This window comes from Cutibacterium avidum ATCC 25577, assembly GCF_000227295.1.
Taxonomy (GTDB): domain Bacteria; phylum Actinomycetota; class Actinomycetes; order Propionibacteriales; family Propionibacteriaceae; genus Cutibacterium; species Cutibacterium avidum.
On sequence record NZ_JH165054.1, the window covers coordinates 1360373 to 1373855 of the forward strand.

General features: G+C 61.9%; 11 protein-coding genes. 7 read left to right on the top strand and 4 right to left on the bottom strand.

Features of this window, described 5'->3' with window-relative positions; translation table 11 throughout:
• Positions 1-87: 87 nt before the first annotated feature.
• The gene (locus HMPREF9153_RS05950; RefSeq protein WP_004810322.1) at positions 88-1317 is read right to left on the bottom strand and encodes a hypothetical protein; all 1230 of its coding nucleotides are present in this window, start codon (positions 1315-1317) and stop codon (positions 88-90) included.
• Between the two features lie 373 nt (positions 1318-1690).
• On the opposite strand from HMPREF9153_RS05950, the gene rfbA reads away from it, so the two are divergent.
• The 7 genes from rfbA to HMPREF9153_RS05985 all read left to right on the top strand — a co-directional run bounded on the left by rfbA (position 1691) and on the right by HMPREF9153_RS05985 (position 10569).
• On the top strand, positions 1691-2557 hold the full coding sequence (gene rfbA / locus HMPREF9153_RS05955) for a glucose-1-phosphate thymidylyltransferase RfbA (protein WP_015583397.1): 867 nt from the start codon (positions 1691-1693) through the stop codon (positions 2555-2557).
• Positions 2558-2690: 133 nt separating this feature from the next.
• A complete protein-coding gene (locus HMPREF9153_RS05960) occupies positions 2691-3956 on the top strand; it encodes a hypothetical protein (protein ID WP_237726219.1) in 1266 nt (421 codons plus the stop codon).
• Between the two features lie 211 nt (positions 3957-4167).
• Positions 4168-5745: a tyrosine-protein kinase domain-containing protein gene (locus HMPREF9153_RS05965; protein WP_004810326.1), complete on the top strand. Its 1578-nt coding sequence runs from the start codon at positions 4168-4170 to the stop codon at positions 5743-5745.
• Entirely contained in the window at positions 5742-6986 is a 1245-nt protein-coding gene (locus tag HMPREF9153_RS05970; protein ID WP_004810327.1) for an O-antigen ligase family protein, read from the top strand. The genes HMPREF9153_RS05965 and HMPREF9153_RS05970 overlap by 4 nt, the downstream gene beginning before the upstream one ends.
• Before the next feature lie 88 nt (positions 6987-7074).
• The gene (locus HMPREF9153_RS05975; protein WP_004810328.1) at positions 7075-8076 is read left to right on the top strand and encodes a CgeB family protein; all 1002 of its coding nucleotides are present in this window, start codon (positions 7075-7077) and stop codon (positions 8074-8076) included.
• Positions 8073-9122: a hypothetical protein gene (locus HMPREF9153_RS05980; RefSeq protein ID WP_004810329.1), complete on the top strand. Its 1050-nt coding sequence runs from the start codon at positions 8073-8075 to the stop codon at positions 9120-9122. The genes HMPREF9153_RS05975 and HMPREF9153_RS05980 overlap by 4 nt, the downstream gene beginning before the upstream one ends.
• A gap of 79 nt (positions 9123-9201) precedes the next feature.
• Entirely contained in the window at positions 9202-10569 is a 1368-nt protein-coding gene (locus tag HMPREF9153_RS05985) for a glycosyltransferase (protein ID WP_004810330.1), read from the top strand.
• 38 nt (positions 10570-10607) lie between these two features.
• On the opposite strand, the gene HMPREF9153_RS05990 is transcribed toward HMPREF9153_RS05985, so the two are convergent.
• The 3 genes from HMPREF9153_RS05990 to HMPREF9153_RS06000 form a co-directional block, all read right to left on the bottom strand.
• Positions 10608-11066 (bottom strand): glycosyltransferase family 2 protein, encoded by a 459-nt coding sequence (locus HMPREF9153_RS05990; RefSeq protein WP_004810331.1) that lies wholly within the window; start codon positions 11064-11066, stop codon positions 10608-10610.
• Positions 11067-11498 (bottom strand): glycosyltransferase family 2 protein, encoded by a 432-nt coding sequence (locus HMPREF9153_RS05995; protein ID WP_004810332.1) that lies wholly within the window; start codon positions 11496-11498, stop codon positions 11067-11069.
• Between the two features lie 89 nt (positions 11499-11587).
• Positions 11588-13480, bottom strand: coding sequence for an ABC transporter ATP-binding protein (locus tag HMPREF9153_RS06000; protein ID WP_004810333.1), 1893 nt, complete (start codon positions 13478-13480; stop codon positions 11588-11590).
• Between the last annotated feature and the right edge of the window lie 3 nt (positions 13481-13483).

A 13483-nucleotide genomic window follows, 5' to 3' on the forward strand; every position in this document is an offset into this window, starting at 1 on the left:
TCGTTGGTCAATCCCTCAAAGATCAGGGAGGGGAAGGTGAATCAGATTCACCTTCCCCTCCCTGTCACGAGGGCATCCGAGAATGCCTCAGCACTTGTCGGTGTAGTCCCTGGGTTTTGAAGACATGTCCTCGGGGACCCAGAAACTGATCGTGACGTTTCCGGGCTTGCCGTAGTTCTTCGGCAGACTGGGTGCCATGTGCACTGTGCCATTGGTGCGCACGCCACCAGTGTCGGGGAAGTTGATCTCCCCGGTCGCGCTGAAACCACCGTCCAGGCTGGGTGCGAGGTAGCTGCTGCCAGCGCCGCCGGCACCAATGGCCCCCAACTGTCCAGGGACGTCGCTGGCCGCCCACTTCAAGATCGGATCGCGTGAAATGACGACGAGTGCCCCGGAACCACCGCCGGCGTAGCCGCCGCCACCCGCAGCCGAGGACAGCGCGATGTAGTCATCAATGTGACCGTCCCCCTTGACGCTACGCCTGCGCTCGAACTTGACAGGCGCACCCCCGTCGCCACCACCGTGGTTGCCGCTGCCGTGGTTGCCGCCGGCCTGGCCCGCAATGATCTTGTCGAACTCGAGGTCTTTGGGGACGTACGAGGTATTTGCCGTGCTACCTCCGTTGCCGCCCTGACCGCCACGGGCTCCCGAGCCGCCGGCTGCAGTGACCTGGGCATATTTCGTCTCGTAGTGGGACTGGCCGCCATCGGCGCCGTCCCAGCTCTTGCCTCCGTTGCCTCCGTTGCCACCCTCTCGGACGGGCCAGACGTTGGGGCCCATATTCGCCGCCTCCCGCGAATACGTGCCTGTACCGGCGGCTCCGCCGCCGCCGGCCACCGCCACGAGCTGGCCTGGCCCCTCGGGGTCACCGCCGATGGCTATTGCCGAACCGGCGCCGCCACCGTGGCACCAACGTTCAGACCATTGCTCAGTTGAGACGGTACTGGTGTGGTAGGGCACACCCATTGACGGACCGCCGTTGCCGTAGCCGGTTGCGAACTCGACGGCATTATCGTTCCATGCGGCCGTGGGCCCGTAGCCACCGGCCACACCCCAGATGGTGAACTCCTGTGCGGCGGCCGTACCCTCGCCGGGCCGATGGATCTGGCCTAGTACTTCGGCACCGGATCCGCCCCGTTCGCCCCAGCTGTCCTTGGGGCCTGCGCCGCCCGCTCCGCCGCGGATGGAATAGCGGATGTCGGTGGCTTCGGCTGGTATCCGTACGCACTGGATGGTCTCTTTGTGTTTCTTTGCGTCGAAGGTGATGATGACCTGCTTGCGCTGCGCGCTGGCCGCAAAGGCTGGCACCAGAGTCATGCTGGTAATCGCCGGCACTGCCCAAGCAGTGCCCTTGGCCACTGACCGACGCGATACTTGCGATGGCTCAGTTGCGTGGGCTTGCCTGTTTTTGCTGTCCATGTTTGCTCCTTGAGAAGTGGCAAAGGTTCTGCAGAGAGTTACGGGGGTCTGTCGGTAGCTACGGTAGAATTGGTCAGAATATAGCACGTGCACATGGTCCACATGAAGCGTGCCGGCCACAGTGTGAACAGCTCCCTCATGCAGTTGTTCGGTTTGTGCTCTGACGGTGTCGCGTTCATCCGGTTGCTCATGTCGATGATGCCCGGAAAGAACGTACAGCCGGTGTAACGTGCGCCGTGTCGTGTTCATCATGTCTGGCATGATGGGGGGCATGCGAGGCATCATCTTGGCCGGTGGTACTGGCTCCCGACTCCACCCGATCACTCTGGGGACGAGTAAACAGCTCATGCCTGTCTACGACAAGCCGATGATCTACTACCCACTGACGACCTTGATCTTTGCCGGCATCCGGGATGTCTTGGTCATCACCACCCCTCATGAGGCCGAGGCCTTTCGCCACTTGCTCGGCGATGGTTCCCAGTTTGGAATATCCATCGAGTTCGCAGTGCAGCCCGAACCCAAGGGTCTCGCTCAGGCGTTCACCATCGGGGCCGAATTCATCGGGAGTGATTCATCGTGCCTCATTCTGGGGGACAACATCTTCTCAGGGCCGGGGTTGGGAACTCGCCTCCAGGCCAAGGCTCAATCAGTGGACGGAGCCCTCGTCTTTGGTTACCGGGTTGCCGATCCGAGCGCTTACGGCGTCGTCGAGATTGACGATGATGGGTTCGCACTGTCGATTGAGGAGAAGCCGGAGCATCCGAAGTCACATTGGGCGGTGCCTGGGCTTTATTTCTATGACAACGATGTCGTTGAGGTCGCTCGTGGTCTCAGGCCCTCGGCACGTGGTGAACTGGAGATCACCGACGTCAATCGGACCTACATGGAACAGCGACGTCTGCATGTCGAGCTTCTGCCGCGCGGCACCGCCTGGTTGGATACCGGGACGTTCGACTCCCTCAACGATGCCGGGAACTTCGTGCGTGCCATTCAAGCCAGGCAGGGTCTTCAGGTGGGCTGCCCAGAAGAGGCTGCATGGCGTTGTGGGTTCCTGTCAGACGATGATCTCCTCGCCAGGGCGGGGCAGTTCGAGAAATCTGGATATGGTGCTTACCTGCGTGGCCTGTTGACCAGCTGAAATCAAGCCCAGGGGGTTTCCGATCCGACGAGTGTCGCCGGTCCTTCAGCTCCCTAGCTCATCCCGTTCAGCGAGCATGTTCCCCGAAAGGTCTTTGATGAAGCGTTTTCTTGGCAGACACGTGGCTGGAGCCATGGTGTTTGTAGCGTTCTGTGTCCAGTTCCTGGTGGTCACGTGTTCGATGGGCTTCCCGGCATTCCAGGACTTTGGGGAGTGGATCTACCAAGCGCGTGTCGTGGCTGGCATCCTTGCCGGTGAAGAGCCGCATGTTGGGACCCTCATCACCTACCCGGTGCCTTACTTCCTTCCGCAGGCATTGCTGTCGCTGTGTGAGTTGATCTTCGGGGCCGTGGGCGGCTCGACTGTGTTCCTGTTCATTCACGCGGCGGCAGCAGCGTGGGTGTCCGATCTGCTGGTCGTCCGGCGCGCGCTGCCACCGGTGATGACGGCCTGCGTCCTTGCGATCTGTGTGCTCGGCGGCTCGCAGTACTGGAACGGCTACGTGGGTTCGTACTGGGGGATGGTCATCATTGTCGGCTACCTCGCGGTGAGCGACCGTAATGCCACTCGATGGCCTGTCGTCATGGCCTTCGCTCTGGCCACCTTCTTCACCCACGGCATCATCTTCGGTTGCTGGGGGCTCGTAGCCGGTGTCCGAGCCCTTACTTTCCGGAGAATCCGCGACCTCATCGTCGGGGTCGTCCCGGCCATGGCACTCGTGTTGTGGTACTTCCTGAAGTCCAACGAGGCGAAGGGGCGGGAGACTGGCTACGAGTCCATCACGCACTTCGTCGAGTACCGGGGCTATACGCTGGCGAAATCAGGGGGGTATCAGAACATCATCGCGTCATCGGTCGGGGATCATCAGATCGCCCCGTGGTTGTTCTACGGCGGTGCCATCCTGAACTTCCTGTTCGCTGTTCTCCTTGTCGTACTGGTCGTCCTGTCGCTGGTGAGTTGGAGCACGCTGTGGCGAACCTCCAGGTGGCAGCTTCTCGCGCTCGTCAGCCTCGGAGCGATCGCAGCCATCTTTCCGCCCTACTTCTTGGGCATCGTCAATCCAGGGGAGAGAGTCGTGCCCACCTTGATTGTCGTCTTGATTCTGATGTGGCCGGACATGGTGGGGACACGCGTCGAACGCGCCGAAGGGATCGTTCGGAAGGTTCTCTGCCTCCTACTGACCATTGGCTTGTGTGCCACTGTGGTGAGTGCATCTCTCGCGCCTCGTAAGGTGGCTCAAGGCGGCGGCCGTCCCAGCGAGGTTTCGAAGGAGATTCTCCTGACGAGTGCCTTCGGTCATCGGCTCGACCAATTCCGTGAAAAAGTGGATGCTGCGAGGGCGGGAGACTTGAACCAGCCATTGGCGTGGACGACCTCGATCTTGGTGGAGGGAAAATGACGGTTGCCATGTTCCCGGTGCTGAAGGCGAGGAGCGTGCCGTTCTTGGCTGTACGGAGACTGCGGAGCAAGCTGTTCAGCACGCCGGGGCCTTGTGACAAGGGGCCTTGCTCCCAACTCGCTCGATGCCTACGCCAGGCCGTAGGCTGTCCTTTGCCGTTTGAGAGGCATCACAGCGCCTGCAGTCCCAGAATTAGAGGAGTTCAATCCCCGTGACAGTCGTTGACGTAGTCCGCATTCTGCGGCGCAATCTTGCCCTGTTGATCATCTGCACCGTGATAGGCGGGTTGATCGGCGCGGCATATCAGTTGACCCGCCCAGAGGTGTTTACGGCCAAAGCGACAGGCATGGTGGTGGCCGGTGACTCCGCCTCCGTCGGCGGGGCCATGTCGGGCAACACGATCGCCCAGCAGCGCGCAACGACCTACACGAAGCTCGTCGAGACGCGAACCATGGCTCAAAAGACAGCCGAGATCCTCAAGAAACAGGGGATGTCAGAGGCTGCGAGTGGCCAGCTGACAGCATCCGCCCCAAGTGACACTGCCTTTATCGAGATCAAAGCGACTGGCGGCACTGCCAAGAATGCTCAGGCCCTTGCCAATGCGGGGCTGGAGGCGCTCATTTCCGAGGCCCTGCGAATGGAGACCTATGGCCAGACTGCCGGGTCAGGCAACAAGAGCGATGCCCAGTTGGCCAAGATGACCTCGGTGCATGTTCTCGGCTATGAGTCCGCCGGCCTTCCAACCGGTGACCGTGGGAAGTCGCTGGCATTATTCCTTGCCGCTGGTTTGGTGATTGGGTTCCTCATCGGTGCGGTCATAGCAGTTGTTCGGAAGCAGTTCGACGTCAGGGTCAGGGACCAGGCGACGGTCGAAGAGCTTACGGGTTCGGGAACTCTTGCCGTCGTACCAGATGACAAGAAGCTTGCGGAACAGCGTGAGAGGTCGATTGTCCATATTTCCGGCGTGACTGGTGAAGCGTTCCGCCAACTTCGTACGAACCTGAGGTTTGCCAATGTTGACAACCCTCCTCGTTCGGTCGTCATCACCTCCGCAAATCCGGGAGAAGGTAAGTCGACGGTTTCGACTCACCTCGCGGTGGTAATGGCTCAAGCTGGCGAGAAGGTTGTCCTCATTGATGCCGACATGCGCCGTCCGGTGCAGCACAAGGCCTTTGGCACCGAAGCGGGCGTCGGGCTCTCGCAGGTACTTGCCGGCGACGTGAGCCTCGATGACGCACTGATGCGAACCGAGACCAAGCGTCTCCAGATGTTGGCCGCGGGGCGTATCCCGCCGAACCCGTCCGAGCTGCTTGGCTCCCAGCGGATGAAGGATCTGCTAGCCGAGTTGCGCAGGCGAGGCTATTTTGTTGTCATCGACGCTCCGCCGTTACTGGCCGTCACGGATGCTGGCCTGCTCGGCACGATAGCGGACGGCACGATCTATGTAGCCGTGGTTGGGAAGACTCACCGCGATCAGGTGTCCTTGGTGGCCAAGCGTCTGGAACAGGTTGGCGCCCCGCTCCTGGGCTCGGTCCTGGCTCGTGTGCCTCGCAAGAAGATGGGTGACGTGCTCTATGGCTATGGAGCCTCGACCTATGGATATGGCTCCTACCACGGTGACTACGGAAAATATGGATACTACTCTTCCTATGGCACGGAGGAGCAGGACAGCCAGGAATCAATCGCCGTTGTCAAGGACGATCGCCAGCCGAAGGAGAGGCTGGTCCGAGCCCAGAAGACGGAGCGTGTTGACACGGATTCAGAAATCACCCCACGTCGAGCCAAATGATCGGGCTGGTTGCTGAAGGGCGCACCGGGTCCGCCACTGTGGCGGGCCCGGGTACGGGTATGGGCGCCAAGGCCCGTAGTCTTGCCGATCGTGTCGGCAGTACGCGGGTGCCTGACTTCTTGTTGGGGTGCAGCTTCATCTTCGGTAGGTACCACACGGGTCTGCCGATTCCCGTTGACGTCATTCTCACCGCAGGTACGATCTTCGTCTGTGCTTTCGTGCGTCCAACCGTCAAGGTGCGAGGTTTTGGTTTCTACTTGCTCATGTGGGTCACGGCGCTCGCATGGGTCATAGCGGTCTCAATCCACGAGGGTGAGCCATGGCTGCAAAGGTCCTTCCGGTGCCTTCTCCTGGTTCTGTTCTCGGTCTGTCTGGCGCAGGGGCGTCTGCTGTGGCGTTCCTTCATCGCTGGCTATGCTTTCGCCCTGATCTTCATCAACACCCCGGCGAACTTCACATCGCTGCGAGGCAGTGGATACGAGGGCTTCTTGCTTGGCTTCCTCGGCGACAAGAACGTGGCCGGGATGGTCTATGCGACGATCGGCATCATGACCTTGGCCATCCTGCGTACGACGACGACCCGCGCGATTGCATTCGTGGTATTCAGTGCGGCTCTTTTTGCGACGGGGTCGCGGACGTCAATGATGGGGTTTGCGGCGGGCTGTGTTTGGGTGTTTATCCGTGACCGTCTTGGTTTAACCCTGCGCCTTGTTTTGGCGTTCCTTGGCTGGATCGGAATTCGCTATGTCGAGGAGGACCTTGCCGAGGCCGGTATCTTCGCCAACAGGGCGGGGACTGACTGGTTCCGTGGTGTCATCGACGTCGCGACGGTGGCCAAGGAGCATGCAACTCCTTGGTACGGCAGGGGTCTGGGTACAGCATGGGTGGCGGTCGTCGATGACCGCCGGATGTGGTTCCACGACTCGTACGCAGCCCTCCGGGTTGAGGGTGGTATTCCGCTGTTGGTCGCCGTCGTCGGTCTGTTCGTTTTCGTGGTCTGGGGCCTCATGGACCAGCGAACGAAAGTCTCCGACGAGCAACGGGTCGTGGAGGGCGCAGCAATCGTCATCCTGGTGTGTGCGTGGAAACTGGGTGAGGTGTTCTTCGCTGTCCCAGCCTTCAGCGTCATCGGGATTGCGCTGTGCGAGCGATACGGTTCGCCCATCAGGGCGCAGGAGCAGTTGTCTCTTGATACTGGCCAGGCCATGGCTGTGGTTCCCACGACGAAGGACGCGCAGTGATGGCCAGCCCGCTCGATGTCGTGCAGCCGTCAAGGTGTGGTCCGCTTGGGTGGACGCGAAACCGACATGATTCCTTAAGGATGGTGAAATGATGCGGCTCCTCGTCGTAACCCCCAGTTTCCATGGCTACGGGGATGCCATTGGTGACGCGTTTGAGAGGACCGGTTACGACGTCGTCGTGCATCGGTATGACGCGGCTCCGCGCGTCGAGAAGACGTGGAACAAGCTCAGATATGAGTTGCCGGCCAAGATCCGCGGCACCCAGGGGCACCTGTCGACCGAGGTCGTGACGGCCAGGGCGATCGAGCGTCTCCGCGCCGTCCACCCGGACCTGGTCCTGACAGTCCGGGGTGACGTCCTCGGAGCCGACTACTGGGACGAGGTCAACCGCACCACCAAGCACTCGGTGGCGTGGCTCTATGACGAGTTGCGACGTATGACCCTGGACATTGAGATGGCGTCGACCGTTTCGACCATCATCACCTACAGCCGTGACGACACCGCGGAGCTGCAGGGCAAGGGGATCGATGCCCACTACGTCCCGACCGGCTTCAACCTTTCGACGAAGCCTGAGGGGCATTGGCCCAAGAGCGACATCACCTTCGTCGGGTCCAGCCTGCCCGGTCGACAGAAGCTCTTCACGTCCTTGGTGAGTGCTGGCCTGCCACTGGTCGCCTATGGGCGCGACTGGTCCGATCATCCGGTTGATCGGTTGCGAACGTGGCGCCTGAGGTCGACCGGGATCCCTTCTCACCGCGACGTCAGCCTGGGTGAGGCCTACGGCATCATGCGGGACTCGGCCGCGACGCTCAATGTCCATGGTGACCAGGACGGCTTCACCATGCGTACCTTCGAGGCGTGTGGTGTCGGTGGGATCCAGATCGTCGATCGTGACGACGTCAGTGAGTTCTACGAACCGGGCAAGGAAGTACTCGTCCAGCACAGTGCTGAGGAGACGATTGAGCTCGCCCGACAGGTCCTCTCGGATCGGACTCGCATGATTGCCATGCGCCGGGCTGCGAAGGCCCGCACGCTGGCCGAGCACACCTTGGATCGGCGTGCTGTTGTCATCGAGGAGTTGTGGTCATGACAGGCCCAGGACTCGTCTTCCCCGACGACCTCGATGCGTGGTGCCGGTGGTCCGACAGCCGGAACCGGGTGCGGTTCGGACTGGCAGCTGTCAAGAGGCTCGTGGGACATCAGCCGTCCGTCACTCCGGCGAAGCTGTACCTGCCGGTGGAACGTCCCACGGCCTTGGTCGTGCTTGACCAGGTCTCGGTGAGTTGCCGCTACGCGACCTTCGACCCCTTGGAGCACCTCGACCCTGATCGTACGGCCGTTCTCTCGGCGCATTCCGAGGCCCGCGAGGCCGCGACCGGGGCAGTACGCGTCATGGAGTGGAACGAGGGTGGGTGGCTGCCACCATCGATCGAACAGGTACTCACCCTGGGAACCTTCAATCATCTGGCTCGCCAGGTGAAGCCCTGGGCCACGAGACACAATGCTCGGTTCTGTGTCATCCAGCACGGATTGTTGACGCCCTGGGCTCCTCCGCTGAGCCCGGGGGATCACCTGTTCGCGTGGTCCGAGGCCGACGCCGAATACCAGTGCGCGGGTCGCTCCGACGTCACCAGTGAGGTGATCGGCTCCCAGATGCTGTGGAAGGCTTCGAGGCTGCCCAAGGTGGAGGTCCTCGACGAGACGCCCGTGATGCTGGGACAGCTGCACGGTGCCGAACTGGGCCGAGCTGCCAAACAACGGATATACACGGAGTTCTGCACCTCGACCGGTGCGATCTACCGCCCCCATCCCAACGAGGCGGACGTCATCTCGCGTGTCCAGCATCGCACCATGACGAGGGCCGGTGTCGTCATCGAGGTATCAGGTAAGTCCTTGGTCGAGGAGGGGCGGCCGGTCGTCTCCATCTTCTCCACCGGGACCCTCGAGGCGGCGTGCCGAGGTTTGCCGTCGTGGGTTCACCATCCCGACCCGCCGGCTTGGATCGAGGATTTCTGGAGTCGGTACAATCTTTCTAGGTGGGGCGACGAGCCGACGGCGCCGATTGATTCATCGGGGGACGAGCCCGCCTCGATCATTGCGAAGGCGTTGTCCGGTCAAGGAAGGGACGCAGGCTGAGGTGACTGTCGGCGCTGTCGAACCCAAACGGGTCACCGACGGGCCGTTCGCGTCACGTTCGCACGACGGAGGTTGAGTCATGGTGAAGGACACACGGATCGCGCAGGGACCTCTTCCCACTCTGATCGGCCGCGTACTGGACAAGGGCCGGGAGTTCCTGAGGAACCACCACCCCGGAACCGGTGTCTCCGCGTGGAGGCCGGTCCTGGGTCCCCGACGCAACGCCAGTGTCGCGGGGGAACAGGGTTCGGGCTCGCGTGGGCCAGCCATCGTCTTCATGCCGTATCTGCAGCCCGGTGGTGGAGCGGAGCGCTACGCCGTTGTGACCGCGGCTGCTCTCGCGGAACGCGGCTACGACGACGTCATCCTCGCGAACGTCGACGCCACACACACCTGGCTGGAAAACCATTACGGCCTTGACCTGTCCGGGGTGAGGATCCACCGAATCAAGGACTTCAGCCGGATGGAGCGGCAGCTACCGGTCGCACTGTGTCGCCTCATCGAGGACTGGATCTGGAAACTACAGCTCCGTCCATTCCATGCTGACCTCTTCATCAACTGTGCCTCCGGCAATGAGACCCCGGGGACGGCACGAACGAACATCTACGTCTGTCACTTCCCGCACAGACGGGAATACCAGTGCACGACCTTCCTGCACCGCCTGTACATGGGTGTCATGACCGTTGCGCGGAAGGTCCTCGTCACCTGGACACCGTTCCCTCACAACTACCAGATGGTGGTGGCGAACTCCCACTTCACCTCCGGACATGTCAGCCGGCTTTGGAACGTCGACTCGATGGTTCTTCCTCCTTCGTGCCCGACCATGGCGGTTGACGGTGTGGCGAAGGGACGCGACATCATCACGGTCGGGCGCTTCGAGCCCGTTGTTCCGAAGGTGCCGAACAAGCGGTTCGACGTGCTCGTCGATGCCTTCGCGGGTATGGAGGACCTCCATCGCGAGGGTTGGAAACTCCACGTCGTCGGAGCGTGTCCACCGGCCAAGCAGCAGGTCTTGGACGGACTTCGCAGGCGGGCTGGTTCGGCACCCGTCGAGTTCCACCCGAATGTTGACTTCCAAGTGCTGCGGGAACTCTATTCGCGGGCGACGATGTACTGGCATGCGCAGGGCTGCGGCGAGGACGCTGATGCTGATCCCAAGACCCAGGAGCACTTCGGGATCACGACGGTGGAGGCCATGTCAGCCGGGTGCGTGCCCGTTGTCTATGCGACGGCAGGACCTCGTGAGGTCGCGGAAGGGCTCCAGCATGCCGGCCTGTGGCGGACGGTCGAGGAGCTGCGGGCCGAGACGGTCCGTATTGCCCACCTCTCGGAGGACGATCGAGAGGCTGCGTCCCAGGCCGCTCGGGAAAGGGCAACCGGGTACGACCACGAGCACTTCAGCGATCACCTCATGGAGATCATCGATCGCGCCCGGACACAGAGCTGACGTCTCGCGCGGACGGTGCGTCCGTCCGTAACTCGTCGTCAGCCCTGTGCGCCGTGCCTGGCCCAGTAGTCGAGAACGACACGGATGCGTTCGGCCTTGATGACGACCTGTTGGGCCCACACCTTGAGGTCCGGCACGTTCGTCGGCCACCTCTTCGGGTTGACCACCGTCTTCACCAAGTCGGACGTCAGGTCCGAGAGGCGGACACCGCGGCCGCCCGACGCGACGATGAGATCGCGGTAGCCCGCACGCAGGAGCGCATCGTAACCTGCCCATCCGATGGACTGTCGTACCTGTTGCCAGTACGTCTTGCGGGAACGGTAGGCAATGGCGCAGTCGGTCGGAGCGACGTCCCAGCCCACCAGATGAGCGCGAACGCACAGGTCAATGTCCTCGGCGATGGGCAGCCGAGTGTCGAACCCGTCAAGGAAGTGGAAGAGGCCGGCATCAATGGCCATGTTCGCCGACGCCCCGGTCGGGCACAGGTTGTTCCACATCTAGAAGTTCGGGAGCTGTGGAATGTCGGATTTCTCCGGGTCGTCGATGAAGGGATTGAGCGGGCCGACGACAAAGGGGTGACGGTCTAGGGCCGCGATCAGCGTCTCCGCCCAGTTTGGGGGAACGATGTCGTCTGCATCGCAGAAGAGCAGCTTGTCGCTCGAAGCGCGCTCGGCGCCCGCGTTGCGCGCTGCCGATGGACCGTGTGGCCCGTCAGGACTTGTGGAGATGACGTCCAGTCGGCCGTCGATGGTGCTCCTGATCTTGGCAGCACGCGACCTTGCCGTCTCGGCGGTCGAGTCGGTCGACCGATCGTCGACGACGATGACCTCCAAGTGCTTGTCCGTCTCCTGCTCGCACAGGGCGTCCAGCTGGGCACCGAGAGTCTTCGATGCGTTGTGTGCAGAGATAATGACGCTAGCGTCAAACATGGATCACTCCCATCGGTGTGTGCTGGCAGCTGCGCGTTGAACGAAGCGATGGTTCACCGTGGGTCCGGGGACCGTGGTGAGGCCCGCGATCATCGTTCGTCACGAGGAACCTCACGATCGAGGGAGCCCAATTCGACCAGCCGCGTGAAGGATCTCGACGACTTCTGGACCTCGGAGAAGGTTCCCCGAGCGGCGATGTGCCCGTTCTCGAGGTAGACGAGCTGGTCGACGTCGCGGACGGTGGACAGTCGATGTGCCACCAGCACGGTGGTGACCTCTCCCTGCAGGGAGTGGATCGTGTTGCTGATGGCGGCCTCCGTCTCGTTGTCGAGTGCCGACGTCGCTTCGTCGAGGACCAGCACCGACGGGTTCCGGTAAAGGGCCCGAGCGATTCCGATGCGCTGACGCTGTCCTCCCGAGAGCTTGGCACCACGTTCTCCGACGCTGGCCAGACGCCCGCTTTCGAACTCGCTGGCGACGTCGGTAAGCTGGGCTGCCTTGATGCACTCGACGATGCGCTGTCGGTCCCACGCGTCCTCGGGGATTCCGAAGGCGATGTTCGCGTCGATCGACGAATCAAGGATGTAGACGTCCTGGGGAACGTATGCGACATGGTCGTGCCACGACCTCATGTTGTTCTGGATGTCGACCCCGTCGAAGGTGATGACCCCGTGGCGGTACGGGATCAGGCCCAGGAGGATGTCGATGAGGGTCGTCTTGCCGGAACCGCTCAACCCACACAGTGCAAGGGAGGTGCCGGCCGGGATGTCGATCGTGATGTTCTGCAGCACCGGGTCCGTCCCGTCGGGGTAAGTGAAGGACAGGTCGGTTACGGATACGGGAACCGGATGCGGTTGTCCGTATCCGATGCGGTGCACCTGCTTGATGACGTCCTCGTGCGTGGGCAGGGGACTGTCCGATCGGAACTCCTTGTTGCCGCTCATGTTCTTGAGCGTATTGACGGTGATGTCGAGACCGCCGGCGCCGAAGCGGACCATCCCGATGCTGGCCGTGATCGCGGACATGTTGGGCAGCAGTTTGATGGCAGCGGCGACGAAGACGGTCATCGTTGCCATTGCCGACGAGGGATCCGAGGTCATCGAGACGATGATGAGGACGATCGCGATGAACATGATCGTGAGGAATTCCAGGATGATCTTCGGAAGACCGGTGTAGAAGTTCGCCAACCTGCTGGCATTGGCGTTCTCGGCGTTCTTCTCAGCGTACTGCGCGATGAACTGGGTGTCGCACTCCTGGACGTTGATCTCACGGAACCCATTCATGGCCTCGACGAGAGCCTTGCCGGCTTCCCACCCCGTCTTCTGGGCGAGATGGCCGGCGTCGGCGTTGCGGCGGCCGAGGGCCTTCTGGATGAAGAGGATGAGAATGCCGAAGTAGATGATCGCGAGGAGCGTCGGGAGCGGGGTGATGATGAGCAGCAGGATCATCACCGTGACGCTAGAGAACACCAGTCCGGAGAGGTTTATCATTCCGCCTAGTGACTGGGTGTGCGCGGACTGTACGGCCGGACCGACATTGCGAATGACCTCAGCGACGTCCCTTCCCTTGTGCGACAGGTAGTCCTCGTGGAGGAAGGCCCTCAGCAGTCGGGACGAGGTTCCCGCGGACAGCCGTGCGACGAATCCGGTGGACCACCACGACAGCCATGTTCCGACGACTGCCTTGATGAGGAAGGCAAGCACCATCGCCACGCAGAGTTCAATCGTGAACGTTCTGGTGGACGGGTTTCCTACCATTCTGTGGGCCACTCCCAGGTTGCCCTGGTCGAGGTCGGCCCCCATGAGGACCTGGGTCACGGGCAGGACCATGGCGATCCCGACCATGTCCATCAGCGAGATCAGGGCCTGCGCACACAGGTATAGGACGAGCCTGACCTGGGTCGGGCGGGAAAACGTGGAGATGAGGAACCACAGGTTCTTCAGGACGCCTCCACGTTTGGGGGCGGTTTCGATCTTGCCCATGTG